The sequence below is a fragment of the Brevibacillus sp. FSL K6-2834 genome (assembly GCF_038592925.1).
GTDB lineage: Bacteria > Bacillota > Bacilli > Brevibacillales > Brevibacillaceae > Brevibacillus > Brevibacillus borstelensis.
Genome location: NZ_CP151945.1, coordinates 1,138,202 through 1,151,328, shown reverse-complemented (window position 1 = coordinate 1,151,328; position 13,127 = coordinate 1,138,202). Strand labels below are relative to the sequence as shown.

12 protein-coding genes are annotated in these 13,127 nt (G+C 52.1%); 5 read left to right on the top strand and 7 right to left on the bottom strand.

Translation table 11 applies throughout. The features are described 5' to 3' along the window. Nucleotides 1–7: 7 nt before the first annotated feature. Both brnQ and NST96_RS05780 read right to left on the bottom strand, forming a co-directional pair. Complete coding sequence (gene brnQ / locus NST96_RS05785) at nt 8–1,342, bottom strand: branched-chain amino acid transport system II carrier protein (RefSeq protein ID WP_340701145.1); 1,335 nt, start codon at nt 1,340–1,342, stop codon at nt 8–10. A 201-nt stretch (nt 1,343–1,543) separates the two neighbouring features. Beyond that, the gene (locus tag NST96_RS05780) at nt 1,544–2,467 is read right to left on the bottom strand and encodes a DNA-3-methyladenine glycosylase 2 (protein WP_340701144.1); all 924 of its coding nucleotides are present in this window, start codon (nt 2,465–2,467) and stop codon (nt 1,544–1,546) included. Nucleotides 2,468–2,573: 106 nt separating this feature from the next. On the opposite strand from NST96_RS05780, the gene NST96_RS05775 reads away from it, so the two are divergent. Then, complete coding sequence (locus NST96_RS05775; RefSeq protein ID WP_243014355.1) at nt 2,574–3,158, top strand: spore coat protein; 585 nt, start codon at nt 2,574–2,576, stop codon at nt 3,156–3,158. Nucleotides 3,159–3,230: 72 nt separating this feature from the next. Here the strand turns inward: NST96_RS05775 and NST96_RS05770 are convergent, their stop codons facing one another. Then, nucleotides 3,231–4,151, bottom strand: a complete 921-nt coding sequence (locus tag NST96_RS05770) for a proline dehydrogenase (protein WP_340701143.1) — start codon at nt 4,149–4,151, stop codon at nt 3,231–3,233. Nucleotides 4,152–4,388: 237 nt separating this feature from the next. On the opposite strand from NST96_RS05770, the gene NST96_RS05765 reads away from it, so the two are divergent. Genes NST96_RS05765 through NST96_RS05755 form a run of 3 tightly spaced genes read left to right on the top strand, consistent with a single transcriptional unit; the run spans nt 4,389 to nt 8,563 of the window. Then, nucleotides 4,389–6,110, top strand: a complete 1,722-nt coding sequence (locus NST96_RS05765) for a sigma 54-interacting transcriptional regulator (RefSeq protein WP_342405731.1) — start codon at nt 4,389–4,391, stop codon at nt 6,108–6,110. A gap of 1 nt (nt 6,111) precedes the next feature. Next, nucleotides 6,112–7,257 carry a winged helix-turn-helix domain-containing protein gene (locus NST96_RS05760; RefSeq protein WP_024985412.1) on the top strand — a complete coding sequence of 382 codons (1,146 nt, stop codon included), beginning with the start codon at nt 6,112–6,114 and terminating at the stop codon, nt 7,255–7,257. Between the two features lie 55 nt (nt 7,258–7,312). After that, nucleotides 7,313–8,563: an MFS transporter gene (locus NST96_RS05755; RefSeq protein WP_340701141.1), complete on the top strand. Its 1,251-nt coding sequence runs from the start codon at nt 7,313–7,315 to the stop codon at nt 8,561–8,563. A gap of 59 nt (nt 8,564–8,622) precedes the next feature. Here the strand turns inward: NST96_RS05755 and NST96_RS05750 are convergent, their stop codons facing one another. After that, the gene (locus NST96_RS05750; RefSeq protein WP_251237655.1) at nt 8,623–9,243 is read right to left on the bottom strand and encodes a PilZ domain-containing protein; all 621 of its coding nucleotides are present in this window, start codon (nt 9,241–9,243) and stop codon (nt 8,623–8,625) included. A 118-nt stretch (nt 9,244–9,361) separates the two neighbouring features. Between NST96_RS05750 and NST96_RS05745 the strand changes: the two genes are divergently transcribed. Next, nucleotides 9,362–9,535: a YlaF family protein gene (locus NST96_RS05745; protein WP_003391083.1), complete on the top strand. Its 174-nt coding sequence runs from the start codon at nt 9,362–9,364 to the stop codon at nt 9,533–9,535. 10 nt (nt 9,536–9,545) lie between these two features. On the opposite strand, the gene NST96_RS05740 is transcribed toward NST96_RS05745, so the two are convergent. The 3 genes from NST96_RS05740 to NST96_RS05730 form a co-directional block, all read right to left on the bottom strand. After that, a complete protein-coding gene (locus tag NST96_RS05740) occupies nt 9,546–10,601 on the bottom strand; it encodes a tetraprenyl-beta-curcumene synthase family protein (RefSeq protein WP_003391081.1) in 1,056 nt (351 codons plus the stop codon). A 158-nt stretch (nt 10,602–10,759) separates the two neighbouring features. Then, complete coding sequence (locus NST96_RS05735; RefSeq protein WP_003391078.1) at nt 10,760–11,680, bottom strand: response regulator; 921 nt, start codon at nt 11,678–11,680, stop codon at nt 10,760–10,762. A 4-nt stretch (nt 11,681–11,684) separates the two neighbouring features. Then, nucleotides 11,685–12,962 carry a sensor histidine kinase gene (locus NST96_RS05730; protein WP_003391076.1) on the bottom strand — a complete coding sequence of 426 codons (1,278 nt, stop codon included), beginning with the start codon at nt 12,960–12,962 and terminating at the stop codon, nt 11,685–11,687. Between the last annotated feature and the right edge of the window lie 165 nt (nt 12,963–13,127).

Sequence of the window (13,127 nt, the reverse complement as noted above, 5' to 3'; positions counted from 1 at the left end):
TTTTTTCCTAGTAGATGGTTTTCTGTTTCGTACTTCCCTGGCGAAGGCTTCCCCAAAGGTAGCCAAGCATTCCTCCGACGAATGCTGGCAGAAGCCAACCGATCCCCTCCGCGTAAAGCGGCAGGTGTTTATACAGCGCAGTTATCGCGTCCATCGGAACGCCGAGCTGCTTCAGTCCATCTGTCAGGCTGATAGCTGCGGTAGTGACGATTGCCCCGATGTAGACGGAAGAATATCCTCTGAATACCGGGTGCAAAAAGGACAGCAGCATCAGCACGATTGCCAGCGGATAAATGGCAACAAGCACTGGTACGGACAAGGCAATAAGCTGGGTCAACCCCACATTGGCTACGGCTGTACTAAACACACACAAGACTGCGACCATCGTTTTGTAAGATACAACCGGAAAGCGATCCGAGAAAAATCGGCTGCAGGCAGTCACCAGGCCGACCGATGTCGTGATGCAGGCGAGTGTAACAGCCAGGCCAAGCAGCAAAGATCCCATCGAGCCAAACAAGTGTTGGACCACAGCAGTCAGGATTTGCCCCCCGTTGTCCGAGACACCCAATGTCTTGCTGGTAGCGCCGAGGTAGCCGAGCGCCAGATAAACCAGGGCCAAGCCGGTTGCCGCAATAATGCCGGCTTTGATTGTAGACAGAGACAATTTCGCGCGGTCAGTGATGCCGAATTCCTTGATCGCTGTCGTGACGACGATCCCGAAGACCATGGCAGCCAGTGCATCAAGTGTCAAATACCCTTCCAAAAAGCCTTTGAAAAACGGTGTCGATTGATATGCTTCGGCAGGTGCTCCCACATCGCCGATCGGATGTGTCACTCCCTGGAAAAACATGACCGCAATAATCAGCAGAAGCGCCGGTGTCAGAATTTTCCCGATGCGATCCACCAATTTTGACGGATGCAGGGAAAGCCAGTAGGTCAGGGCAAAGAAGACCACGGTGCAGATAAACAGCGGTACCCAGCTGCCTTTCACCGACTCGGGCAGAAACGGCAATACCCCCATTTCAAACGTAACCGTCCCTGTACGGGGAAGCGCCAGAAACGGGCCGATCGCCAAGTAGACGACAACCGTAAACAGTACGCCAAATACCGGATGAACGCGCCCAGCCAGTGCCGACAGACTCCCTCCGCCGAGGCCGACAGCCACCACGCCCATCAGTGGCAGCCCCACTCCAGTTATAATAAAACCGAGCATGGCAATCCAGACATTTGTCCCGGCGGATTGCCCCAATGCCGGTGGAAAAATCATATTCCCCGCACCGAAGAACAAGGCAAATAACATGAGTCCTATCGATATGGTTTCTTTTTTGGATAATTCTTTCATATTTTCCTCTCCAATTGCCTTTCTTGTTTTTAAATTTTGCGAAAGTTTTTTATAATGTAACTGAACACAGATTATAGTATGTATTAAGATCTTTTTCAAATATATTTTTTTCCAGAACATAGACAAACGCTGTCATATCAACAAAAAAGCCTGCATCCGATCAAGCGGCTGCAAGCTTTGCTTCGCGGACCGATTTGATGATTACCAGGCTTCTTTCCGCTTCAGCGCTCCGACTGTTTCCCATACGTACAAGGAGACATAGCTTCGCCAGGGTGCCCAGCTCTCCCCGATCCTTCTCATTTCAGCTTCATCCGGTCTTGCGTCCAACTGGTAAACAAGCTGCATCCCGTTTTTCAGTCCGATATCAGCTACAGGGAGCAGATCGGGCCGCCCCATGCCGAACATCATCATGCACTCGACAGTCCATTTGCCAATCCCCCTAAGCGGAGTGAGCGTGGCCATGATTTCCTGCTCGTCCATTCTCCACAGTCCCTCCAGGTCTACACGGCCATTTACGACCGCTCGTGCCAGATCGATGATGTATTCCGCTTTTCTTTGGCTAAACTGCAGGGGGCGCAGTGTCTCCGGCTCCATGGCTGCAATCCGGTCAGCGGTGGGAAAGGCATAGAGGAGAGTGCCGTCCGCATCCTGGACGCTTTCTCCCGCAAGCTCCAAGAGCCTCTCAGTCAGCGTCGCTGCAAAAGCGAGGTTGATCTGCTGCCCGATAATCGTCTTGACCATTGATTGAAACAGGTCGTCATCCAGTACAAAACGCAGTCCGCGAAACCGTTCTGCGAGCGGAGCCAGTTTGGCATCTGCCTGCATAAGCGCGTAGAGTGGAGCCAGATCCACATCTGCACTGAACATATGCCGGATGTGTTTCTCCAGCCCCGCCGCCTCGGTGGCGCTTAATGCCGCGCTTGTCTCCCAGGAAAGGCTCGGATGGTCCAGCTCGCCGGCGAAACGGATGCTGGTCAAAATGGGACGGTTATTTACACGAAATATCCGCTGAAGCGATTTTTGTTCCGCTTGAACCTTCATCTGCGGGTCGGGATGGGTCTCAAGCCGCCTTAAAAGCCGCTCAAACGAGTAGGGGGCCTTTAGTTGAATGATTTGGCTGCTCACGGGTTGATACACCTCTCTTTTCAATCCATTGGAAAAATGAAACAGGAGCGAATGGGCATACTATGACAGGCATTTGCCGGATTACTGCAAAAAGGAGAGATTTTGCATGCGCCTTGCCTCTCATGAAGCAGCCGAATTAAACGAACTGCTGATGAGCTGCACCAACTCGATCCAAAGCATGGCCTTGTTCATCAACCAAGCTCAGGACCCGGAACTGCGCTCGATGATTCAGCGCCATTATTCGGCTCACGTACAAGACTACAACATGAAGGTAGAATTTGTCACACAACAGATGGGCTCCCGCGATCAATTGAATGTCCCGGCAATTACAGGACAAGCCTTCACACCTGCCCCCGGCCATCAATATCAGCCGATCCAGCCCCAGGTAAAACTTACTCATCTGGATGACCGCGCGATTGCCACCTCGTATCTGCTGACCTTGAAGCGGGCAGGACGGGAATACGCCTGGTCAGCCTTTGAAACGACGACTCCGCAGCTGCGCATTTTCCTCGAGGATGCATTCCGGATGTGCTCCCATCAATCGTTTGAAGTGTGGCAGTATATGGTCAAAAAAGGCTGGTACGCCGTCACTATGGCGCCTCCGCAGGCTGTCTCGACACTCGGTCTGGTGTACCAGCAGGTTCCCTATCATCAGCCGATGGAAGCCTATCAGTATCAGCAGCAGCAATAAACGGCAAAAACGCACCCTTTGTCCCCTTTTTTGGAGACGGGTGCGTTTTTGCAAGCAACGATAGCTGCTTGATTACTTCGTGAACATCCCTTTCAAGACAAAAGCAACGTTAGCCGGGCGTTCTGCCAGACGGCGCATGAAATAGCCGTACCAGTCGCTGCCGTATGGCACGTATACACGCATCTTGTAGCCTTCGCGCGCCAAATCGATCTGCGATTGCACACGGATGCCGTACAGCATCTGGAATTCAAACTGCGTGCGCGGAATGTTGTATTCCTTTTCCAGCTTTTTTACGTAGTCGATGATCGCGTCATCGTGAGTAGCCACAGCAGCATAGCAGCCATTCAGCAGGTGTTGCTTGATGATTTTTTTGTAGTTCTCATCCACGTCGGCTTTGTTCGGGAACGCCACCTCCGGCGATTCCTTATACGCCCCTTTGACGAGACGCAGGTTGACCTTTTTCTCTTTTACACCCTCGATGTCAGCAGCGGAATCGTACAGGTACGCCTGAATAACGGTTCCTACGTTGTCGTAATCCTGCAGAAGCTCGTGCAGGATTTCCAGGGTAATATTTTTATGGGCATAGTCCTCCATGTCGATCCGGACAAAAATATTTCCATGGCTCTTGGCAAAATCGAGAATGCGGCGCATGTTGGTCATGCACAGCTCGCGGCTGATATCCAGACCGAGACTCGTCATTTTCAGAGACAGGTTGCAATCGACACCGGACTTGTGAATCGCTTCCAATGTTTTGATGCAGTAGTCAGCCGACTCATTTGCCTCTTCTGTGCTGAATACGAACTCGCCCAAATGGTCCAGCGTGCAGACAAGCCCTTTTTGATTCAATTCGCGGACCTTCTTGATCGCCTCGTCAATCGTTTCACCTGAAACAAAACGGTTGGCCCCGAACCGCAAGCCCCATTTTTTCGCAGCAGCATTCAACGCTTTGTTCTTGGAAAGGAACAGGAAAAAGTCCTTCATAAGTTGTTCCATCGTAAATCCGTCTCCTCCTCAACAATACATCTGCGAGATTTTATTAGCATAAACCGTGCCAACATCATAAATTCGAAAAAAACAACAATTTCGTTCCTGGTTGTTCACCATTTTTACACATATGTACAGAATGTGTTTATTGTTGTACACTTTTGCTTAGACAAGATCCGACATAAGACGTACATGAAAAGATTGAAACCGTTTTCCTATCTCTTAGTGTGGATTGGAAGTGAGGATTTGAAACCGCTGTTTTCATTGGATGCCCGTATTTCCAGCCTGGCAAGGCCCATCGATCCTGCTCTGGTCAGTATACGCGAGGGAATCACGCCGGGTGTAGGTCTGCTGCGGATAAACGATCAGGAGTCACCCGTGCTCATCTTGCCGGAAGCGATGTCTATGGCTGATGCCGGAAAAAGACTGTTGGCTGAAGCCGACGACAGCGCCTTTGCGCCCGACATTGTCACCGTCAACAACGAGGGACATGTGAGCGGGTTTGTGGAAGCAAAGCGCTTGCTTGGAGCCTTCGTCTCCATCGCAGGCAATCAGGCGATCCTGCTCAAAACCTTGCTCGATACGATGAGTGAAGCGATCACGATCGTGGATACCGATAACATCGTCCAGTATTGGAACCCCGCCGCCGAAAAAATTTATGATATCGACCGGAGCCAGGTGGTCGGCACCCGTCTGGACGTGCATTTTGCCAGCGAATCGATCCGTCTGCTGGATGCCCTGCAGCAAGGGGAGACCGTCTATCGCCTCTACCACGTTCCGAGGCCAGACCGCCATGTGCTGATCAATGCCGCTCCCATCCGCCGGGAAAACGCAATCATCGGCGCCATTTCGATCGAGCAGGACATTACCGAACTGGTCCGCTTAAATGATGAGCTGGCCCATACGACTGCCCACCTGCACAACCTGCAGCAGGAGATGAGCCGTTTTCATCCTGCCGACGATCCGTTTTTTCCGATCAAAGGTCACTCCGCCTCTATCCAGACTGCGATACAGGCTGCCCGCAAAGTGGCGCAGACGGATGCAACGGTCCTGATAAACGGCGAAAGCGGTGTAGGGAAAGAACTGTTCGCCCAGGCGATTCACCAGGCCAGCCGCAGAAGAGACAAACCGTTTATTGCGATCAACTGCGGCGCGATCCCTGCAGCGCTGTTCGAAAGCGAGCTGTTCGGCTATCAGGGCGGCGCTTTTACAGGCGCGGAAAAGAAAGGAAAGCCCGGGAAGCTGGAGCTGGCCCATGGAGGGACGCTGTTCCTCGACGAAATTGGAGAGTTGCCGCTCGAGCTTCAGGTGAAGCTGCTGCGCGCCCTGCAGGAGCGTCAATTTTATCGCGTCGGCGGTACGGAACCGATCACGGTCAATACCCGTATCGTCGCCGCTACCAACCGGAAGCTGGAAAAAATGGTCGCAGACGGGCTTTTCCGCGAAGACCTTTACTACCGGTTAAACGTCTTTACACTGGAAATCCCATCCCTGCGCGAGCGGCGCGAGGACATTCCCGAGCTGGTGCAGATCTTTCTGCACGAGTATGCAATTGCTCACGAACATCCGGTGCCACGGGTCTCCCCCGAAGTGATGCAAGCCTTGTACGACTACAACTGGCCGGGAAATATCCGGCAGCTGCGCAATGTGATCGAGCGGCTGTCCATCCTGCAAGAAAACGGTTTGATCCTATACGATCAGCTCCCCTCCTCGATCAGGATGCAGCAGCTCGAACAGCCTGTCATTCCGCAGCCGAGGTTCTCTTCCGCAGACAATCATCCCATCGCTTCTGCGTCGTATGCTGCATCGCGCCCCGGCTTCGAGCATGGCGGGAGTGAAAAGGAGCGGATTCTGGCTGCATTGGAACGAACCTACGGGAACAAAAAAGCGGCCGCGGTTCTTTTGGGATTTTCCCGGGGAACGCTGTACAACAAAATGAAAAAATACGGAATTGACGAGGGATTCTGAAGTGGAGACGCTCCATTTTTACGATGAAGCTTATGAAGTGTGCCTAAATAGCGAGAGAATTGCCCTTTTGCCAAAGGAGTACGCGCTTTTGCGCTTTCTCTTTACCCGGCGCAATCAGGTCTTCCGCCGCAGCGATCTGCTCGATCTGGTATGGGGACAAGACGAGATGCCGACGGACCGGACAGTGGATGATCACGTTTATCGTCTGCGCAAAAAACTGCATGGGTGGCGGCATCTGTTGACCATCGAGACGGTGCGGGGGATGGGCTACCGGCTCACCTGGAAAGAGCCGAAAGGGCAAAATCTGCTCGAGAACAATCCTGAATTCGCGGGACATGTCAGGCACATGCTGGAGATGTATCACGGTCTCGGGATGGGGGCTGCGATGCAAACGCTGTCGGCAAACAAGGACGTGCTCGGGTTTGAGCTGGACCCGTTCTACGCTGTTTATTTGCGTTTTGTCTCAGGGGATTTCCGGTGGTTTTTGACCACATCGGACCTCCCCTTCAACGAGAAGCTGTTCTATTTGGCCCATCTCTACTTCATTGCAGAGGAAGACTCCGCAAAAGTATTGGACCTCTACAAGCGGATCGTTGACGGCAAGCAGCAGTTGCCAGGCTTGTGGGAAGAAGAGCTTCAGATCAACATGATTTCGCTCCTCGTTGAGGCCAAGCAATGGCAGCAAGCTGCCGACCAGATTCAAAAGGTTGAGAAGATTGTCGCCAGAATTCAGTCGCCTAGCTATACGTTGACCTTTCTGTTTCAGCACATCTGCTATCTGCTGGATCGGCAGGATGTAGCCGGGGCAGAGGAAGCCTTTACGCAAGCAAACGCTTTGCTCGCTGCAAAACCGATGCAGCGCGAGCAGGGAATGCTGGTCATTTTAGAAGGCATGTGGCAATATCTGCAGGGTCTTCCTGAACAGGGGCGGCTGTCTTTGGATAAAGGCATCGAGATTTTGCAGCGGACCCGCTTTATTCCCCACTACCTTTTTGCTGTCCGCAAAATTGACCGCTTCTTTCAAGCCTTCCCAGTCGACAGCGTCTGGCAGCAGAAGTACAAAAAAGAGTGGGCCCGGGTAAGCGAAGAGTACCAATTTCCACTTCTGCGGCGTCAATTAGTCGATGTCTTTGCCCGCCATCTCTGATATTGCTCTGACAATTCCCCCTTATACTAACGTCAAGGAAAAGGGGGAATTGTTCATGATGCTTTTGAAAAACCGCGTATTTGCCAAAATGTTTGCCGCTTACGGGCTTTCTACGCTGGGCGATTGGTTCGATTTCATCGCCCTGTCCATGCTGCTCGGCTACGTCTGGAAAGCCGAACCGATGACACTCGCCTTGCTGCCTCTGGCGTACGCGCTGCCCAGCGTTTTTTTGAGCCAGTTCGCCGGGATTGCCGCAGATCGTTTCGGCAAGCTGAAGGTGATGATCATCACGGACTTGATTCGATTTGGTTTGACTCTTCTGTTGATCCTCGCGCCCAACCCCTGGTGGCTGCTCGGCATCGTGCTGATCCGCTCGACGGCTGAAATCTTTTATGCTCCAGCCCATCAGGCGCTTACCCGTCATGTCGTTTCTGAAGACCAGCTGCTCCAGGCGGCTTCGCTGAACGGGAGCGTGTTTCAGTCGGGAAAGCTGATCGGTCCGCTTTTGGGCGGGATCGCTGCCGCCTTTGTCTCGCCTGCTGTCTGCCTTCTGATCAACGCGCTCAGCTTTTTGGGCTCTGCTGCCTGCTTGCTTGGGATCGGGAGCATACGCGAGTCTGCGCAGGGGGAAACCAACACCGCAGAGACCCCGGAACATACAAGCTGGATCGCGACCTGGCTGGAGGGCTGGCGCATTCTTTTGCACAACCGTACGCTATTTTTTAGTACGCTCTTTTTTCTCCTCTCGCTCACGGCCATCCAGCTCGTTGACGCGCAGTTTGTCGTCATCCTGCGTGAAAAGGCACCGGGTCAGCCCGAGCTTTTGGGCTATATGATCAGTGCGATTGGAGTAGGAGCTTTGTTTGCCGTGATGTGGCTTTCCCGCTTAAAAGAGATTGTTTCGTACGGCTGGGTCCTCGGCGGAGGCGTGCTTTTGATCGGCGTCATGGTAACGTGGGCCGGCTTGTACCAGCCGGGAAGCGGGGTCTCGTGGCTCTTGCTCGCGGCTTTCCTCGGAGGGATTGGAACAGGTCTTGCCTCCGTCGGCTCCAATTACCTTCGGCAGAAAGAGACGCCAAAGGAAGCGATCGGCCGTGTCACCGGCATTCTCGACTCGCTCAGCAGCTCTATTTTTATCATCGCGCCGCTGCTCGGCGGGGCCCTCATTCAAACATGGGGCGTAAGCCTGAGCTTTCAGTGGACGGGTATACTCATCGGAGGCATCGGCGCATCTGGCATCCTCCTGCAGAAAGTCATTTGGAAAAGAAAATCGGTGCAAAACGAAAGCCTGCAAGGCTGGGGCTGAGAAAGAGCCGGAATCAAAAAAATTGGTCCACCAGGAACCAATTCTGAAGTCTGCTTATTTTATTCCGGAAGGAAATGGCGTCGTTCTTCCAGTTGTCTCTGCAGGATATACTTGCGCAAAGCATGGAAGTAACGCGCTTGAATACGGACGATTTTACAGCCGTAAAAGTAAAAGCCCCCTTCCATTCTCTCGTGTATCACCTGCAGCTCGGCCAGGACCACGCCGTCTTCCCGATGGCGGCCGTACAGTTCTGTGGAAAAGGTGATCGTTTGTTCGCGCGGGATTGGCCGGTCCACACGCAGGGCCAGTCCCCCCAGACTCAGGTTGATCAAGGCCACCCTCTGTGTATGGAGAGAAAATCTGTGTTGTCCGGGGTCCGCTTTATACCTGATCCATCCACTCATATCGACGTCGAACCTGGGATACCGACGCCTTTGTTCGCGAAATTCGATCACAGTCGGGGAATGGAAAAGAAACAGGCGATTTTTCTCTTTCGCCACAACGACCGCCTCAAAATTACTGATTGTCTCGTAATTATCGGTCATTAAACATGGCAGCTGATCGCCCACCACTACCTCTGTAATCTCAGGGAAGACGGCTTCGATCAAATCACCTTCTTCATAGATGACACTGCCTTCGAACAATTGCTTTCCTTTTTTTATTTGTAAGAAGCTGTCCATCCGAGTCTCCACCACTTCACGTAAAGATTTGCTGCTTTCTTCCATGCTAACGGAATTCAATCATTTTCAAGGAAAATAAGGTATAATGGGAACATTGACAGATAGGAGGTTACGACCGATGAATCGATATCAATGGGTTACCTTAACGCTGGCTCTGGGCGTAGCAGCCTGCTTCATCGGGGTTGGTGTCGCTATCGGTGAACGCAGCCCGCTGGGTGTCATCGGAGGAATCCTCGGTGCCTGCGCCCTGATGGGGTATGGCTTTTCGTACAAGCGGAAGCACTTGCGTTAAAACCGAGACCCTACCGCCTGACGAGCAGACTATTCACGTAGAACAATACTGAAGGCAACCCCCTGGCCTGTTTCAACAGTTCTCTGGCAATGGTGTATATGCGCGGCTGGTTCCGGTTTACCTTGCGATCAACCAGGTAAAAGGCGACCAGTCCGTCTACGATCATACGGTGAAAATCCGGATTGGGCAAGCGGTCTACGCTTGCCTTTGCTTGCTTGATAAAATGCCGCAGCCGCTCGGTAGCTTCCCGCTCGGAAGTGTAGTAGCTGACAAAATTCAAATCTCCGCCGAGCCGATCCTCTTCCATATCAATCAAGTAATCAAGCAAAATATGTAAGCCGCTGATCCAGGGAAAGTACGCCCCGTTTATCGCAAGAATTTGCTCATCCGGGACATCCTCGTCCGTCGCCAAGCAGAACAGCGCAAAGATGTTGATCGTCGATCCCGTTACCGCAGCGAATTCCTGCCAGTACAGCTCGGAATTCTCTTCCTTGTGCTCATCCCACCAGGCGAGCAGCCGCGCTTCCCGCTGATCGTGAGCAATATGCTTGTACACTTGCAAATCGCTGTATAGACGAGACAATCTCAGAACATGCGGCTTGATTTTCTCATAGCCGGACAGTTGTGCCGTATACCGCTGACAAGCCAAAACCAGCTCCGCGAGAAAACCGCTATCGTCCTTTTCGTCCCGGTATCGATAATAGTCCTGCAGCGGCGCTCCCGGCGTCAGCGCATCCTGCATGGATACGTGAAGCTGCCTAAAGTCAACGGGATCTAGCGACGTACTCCGGTCGCACAGGTTGTCCAGATAGTCGCTGATCGTCTGGTAGGCCACGATTAGCGGTACAATCACTTCGATGTGAGGTACTACCTGTGCCGCGTAAACACATCCTCCCTGACAGTGAAACTTCTTGCTTTCCATGCTAGCCATCGCCTGTTTGCGCAATTCCGGGTCCTCAATTCTTTGGGCCCGTCCATACCAAGCGTCAAACTCCCGCTCCAAAACCGGCTGCACATGGCGATACATCCGATACAGCAATTGCCACGGATGTCGTAGCTCCCTCACGCAATTCCCTCCTAACCGACAGCGCGATTCCGCCGTGTCACATGCCTTTGCTGCCTGATCGGCATGCGCAGGCTCTCTTTCTATTAATAGTGCTATCTTACCATAAATACCGGCATGATCAAAAAGATTGGACGCTTACGCCGCCTCGTTCTTTATTGTTATCCCATCAAGCGCTTTGCTTCCAGATAAAGCACCAGCATAAACTTTTTTGTGTTGATTTTCGTCGACGACGGGCCGGGCTCGATCTGGTTTTCCAGCTCCCTCATCCGCTTGCGCACTTCGGTAAAATCAAAAAAAGTGGAGGCGTAGGTCTCGAATTTCGGATTCGCGTAGTCAGTCAGTCCAAGTGAGGCCAGATGGGAAAGCGCCTGGTAAATCGCCCGGCGTACCCGTTGCTCCGCCGCTTTTACTTCCTTTTGCAGTTCATAGCCGCTCGCCTGATCGCCCAGCTTTTTTTGCGCGACAGCCAAAAAGATTTCTTTTAATGCAGGGAATTTGTAAACGCCTGTTTGCATACCTTCTTGACGATGGAGATAATCGAGCATTTCCAGCAGGTCCTTGCTTCCGCTCTCTCCGATCATGCCCAGCTCGGTCAGCAAAAACTTGCCAGGTGTCTGGATTGTCTTCTCGGTAAACGGCTGTTCTCGCGGCTCTCTTGCCGCACCGCCCTGGAGCACGCTGAGCGAGCGTTGAATCCCTTCAATGGAACGCTGCAGCAAGATCCTCTCCTGCACTTTTTGCAAGACGCTCAAAACCTCCAGACGGTTGATCGGCTTTGTAATGTAGTATTCGATTCCAAGCGAATACGCCTCCGCGATCATTTCCTTCGACTCGATCTGGGAGATCATGACGATCCTCCCCTCGAAGCCGATCAGCTGCCGGATCGTTTCAATCCCGTCGCGGTTCGGCATCAGAAGATCGATCAAGAGAATGTCGACCTGTTTCAATCGCAAAAAATCTCCGTCAATTTGCGAGCCGTCTTCTGCTTCTCCCGCTATTATTCCCAGATCGGCATCTTCGATAATGTGAGCGAGCATCGAACGCACCGCCTGATCGTCATCCGTGATGAAGTAACGCATGCTATCAACCTTTCTGGACCAGATTTGCAACCGGCAAACGGATCGTAAAAACCGTTGTGTACCCGTCCGTTCCTTCCAACAGCTCCACCTGTCCCCGCAAGTTATCCGCGACTTCCTTGACATAGCAAAGGCCGATTCCCGTAGAAGGATTTCCTGACACGTCGTATTTGGTCGTAAAACCGGGCACGAAGAGAAGCTCCCGATTCTTCGGAGTAATGCCGGGACCATCATCCTTTACTGTAAAAAGAAGAAACTGGCCTTCTTCCAGCGTCACAGTGATGGCGATCGCACCGCGCTCGCGGATCGCTTCCACTGCGTTTGCTGCCAGATTGTTTAAAAGGGACAATGTCGTAAATATATGGCAGGCGAGGAAAGGAACATCCACCCGATAGGTCAGCCTGATATCCTTTCCGAGCAGCCTGGCGTACTTTTCGTTTGCCCGCACAATCACTTTCAGCAGTTCGCCCAGAGGCATGTAATCCCGGTCGTTTTCGTCCGAGATGAGCTTGGAGAGGCCTGCATAGATCCGCTGGTTGTCCTTTTTCACTTCGTGCACCTGTCCGGCAATCCGGAGCGCCTGCTTGGCGTAGCCCTTTCCCTGTCCGTCCGTTTCCTTTAGTCCCCGATAGAGCTCATAGCAGTCTCTGGTGATCTCCTCCACATCCTGGAGCGTCTTTTTGAGATGAATGGACTCCTCGTACAGGCTGGAAACGAGCATGAGCATGTGCTCATTTCGAGTGCGCTGCTGCTCCTCCATCCACTTGGCCTGCCGAAGCTGAATCATATTGAAGAAGCTCAGCACGAAAAAGCTGCGGATCAGAGCGATTACGGCGACAGAGCTGATCACTTCCCACTGAAAAACGGCATCCCACTGCGGAGAGCGGAAAGCCAGCTCGACCAAATTGGCGGCGATTTCGGCAACAGTAGCGAGCAAACCGACTGCTAACGGAACATGATGAAGCTGATTGACGCGAAACAGCGCAAAAATAACCGAAAAAGTGACGTAAAAGAAAAAAGCAGGAAGATGCATCTGGAACGATGCGAGCAAGTCAAAAGGCTCATCGGCGATCCAATCGAGTCCCAGCCGAAACAGGATGACCATGCATCCCGTAAGCGGCCCACTTATATAGGAAGGGATTTTCCTCAACCATAGCAAAAAAAAGAAAAAGGCCGTCGTTCCAAAGCTGATCCGAAAGTCATCCTGAAACGGGTGAAACTTCAGTTCTCCGGCAATAGGGACGGCTATCAGCATCAGCAGCAAAATGTATACGCTTTCTCTCATAATCGTTCGCTTTCTTTTGTCGAATGGTTTCGACATTTATTTTACTATATTTTCGTATAGTTTTTTGTAGTTTTTTATAGGTATGCGCTTACACTGCTTGATGGTAGTACCTTTGTCTTCGCATAAATATTGTATTCTTGCGAAAAAGAGGTACTATAGGAAATG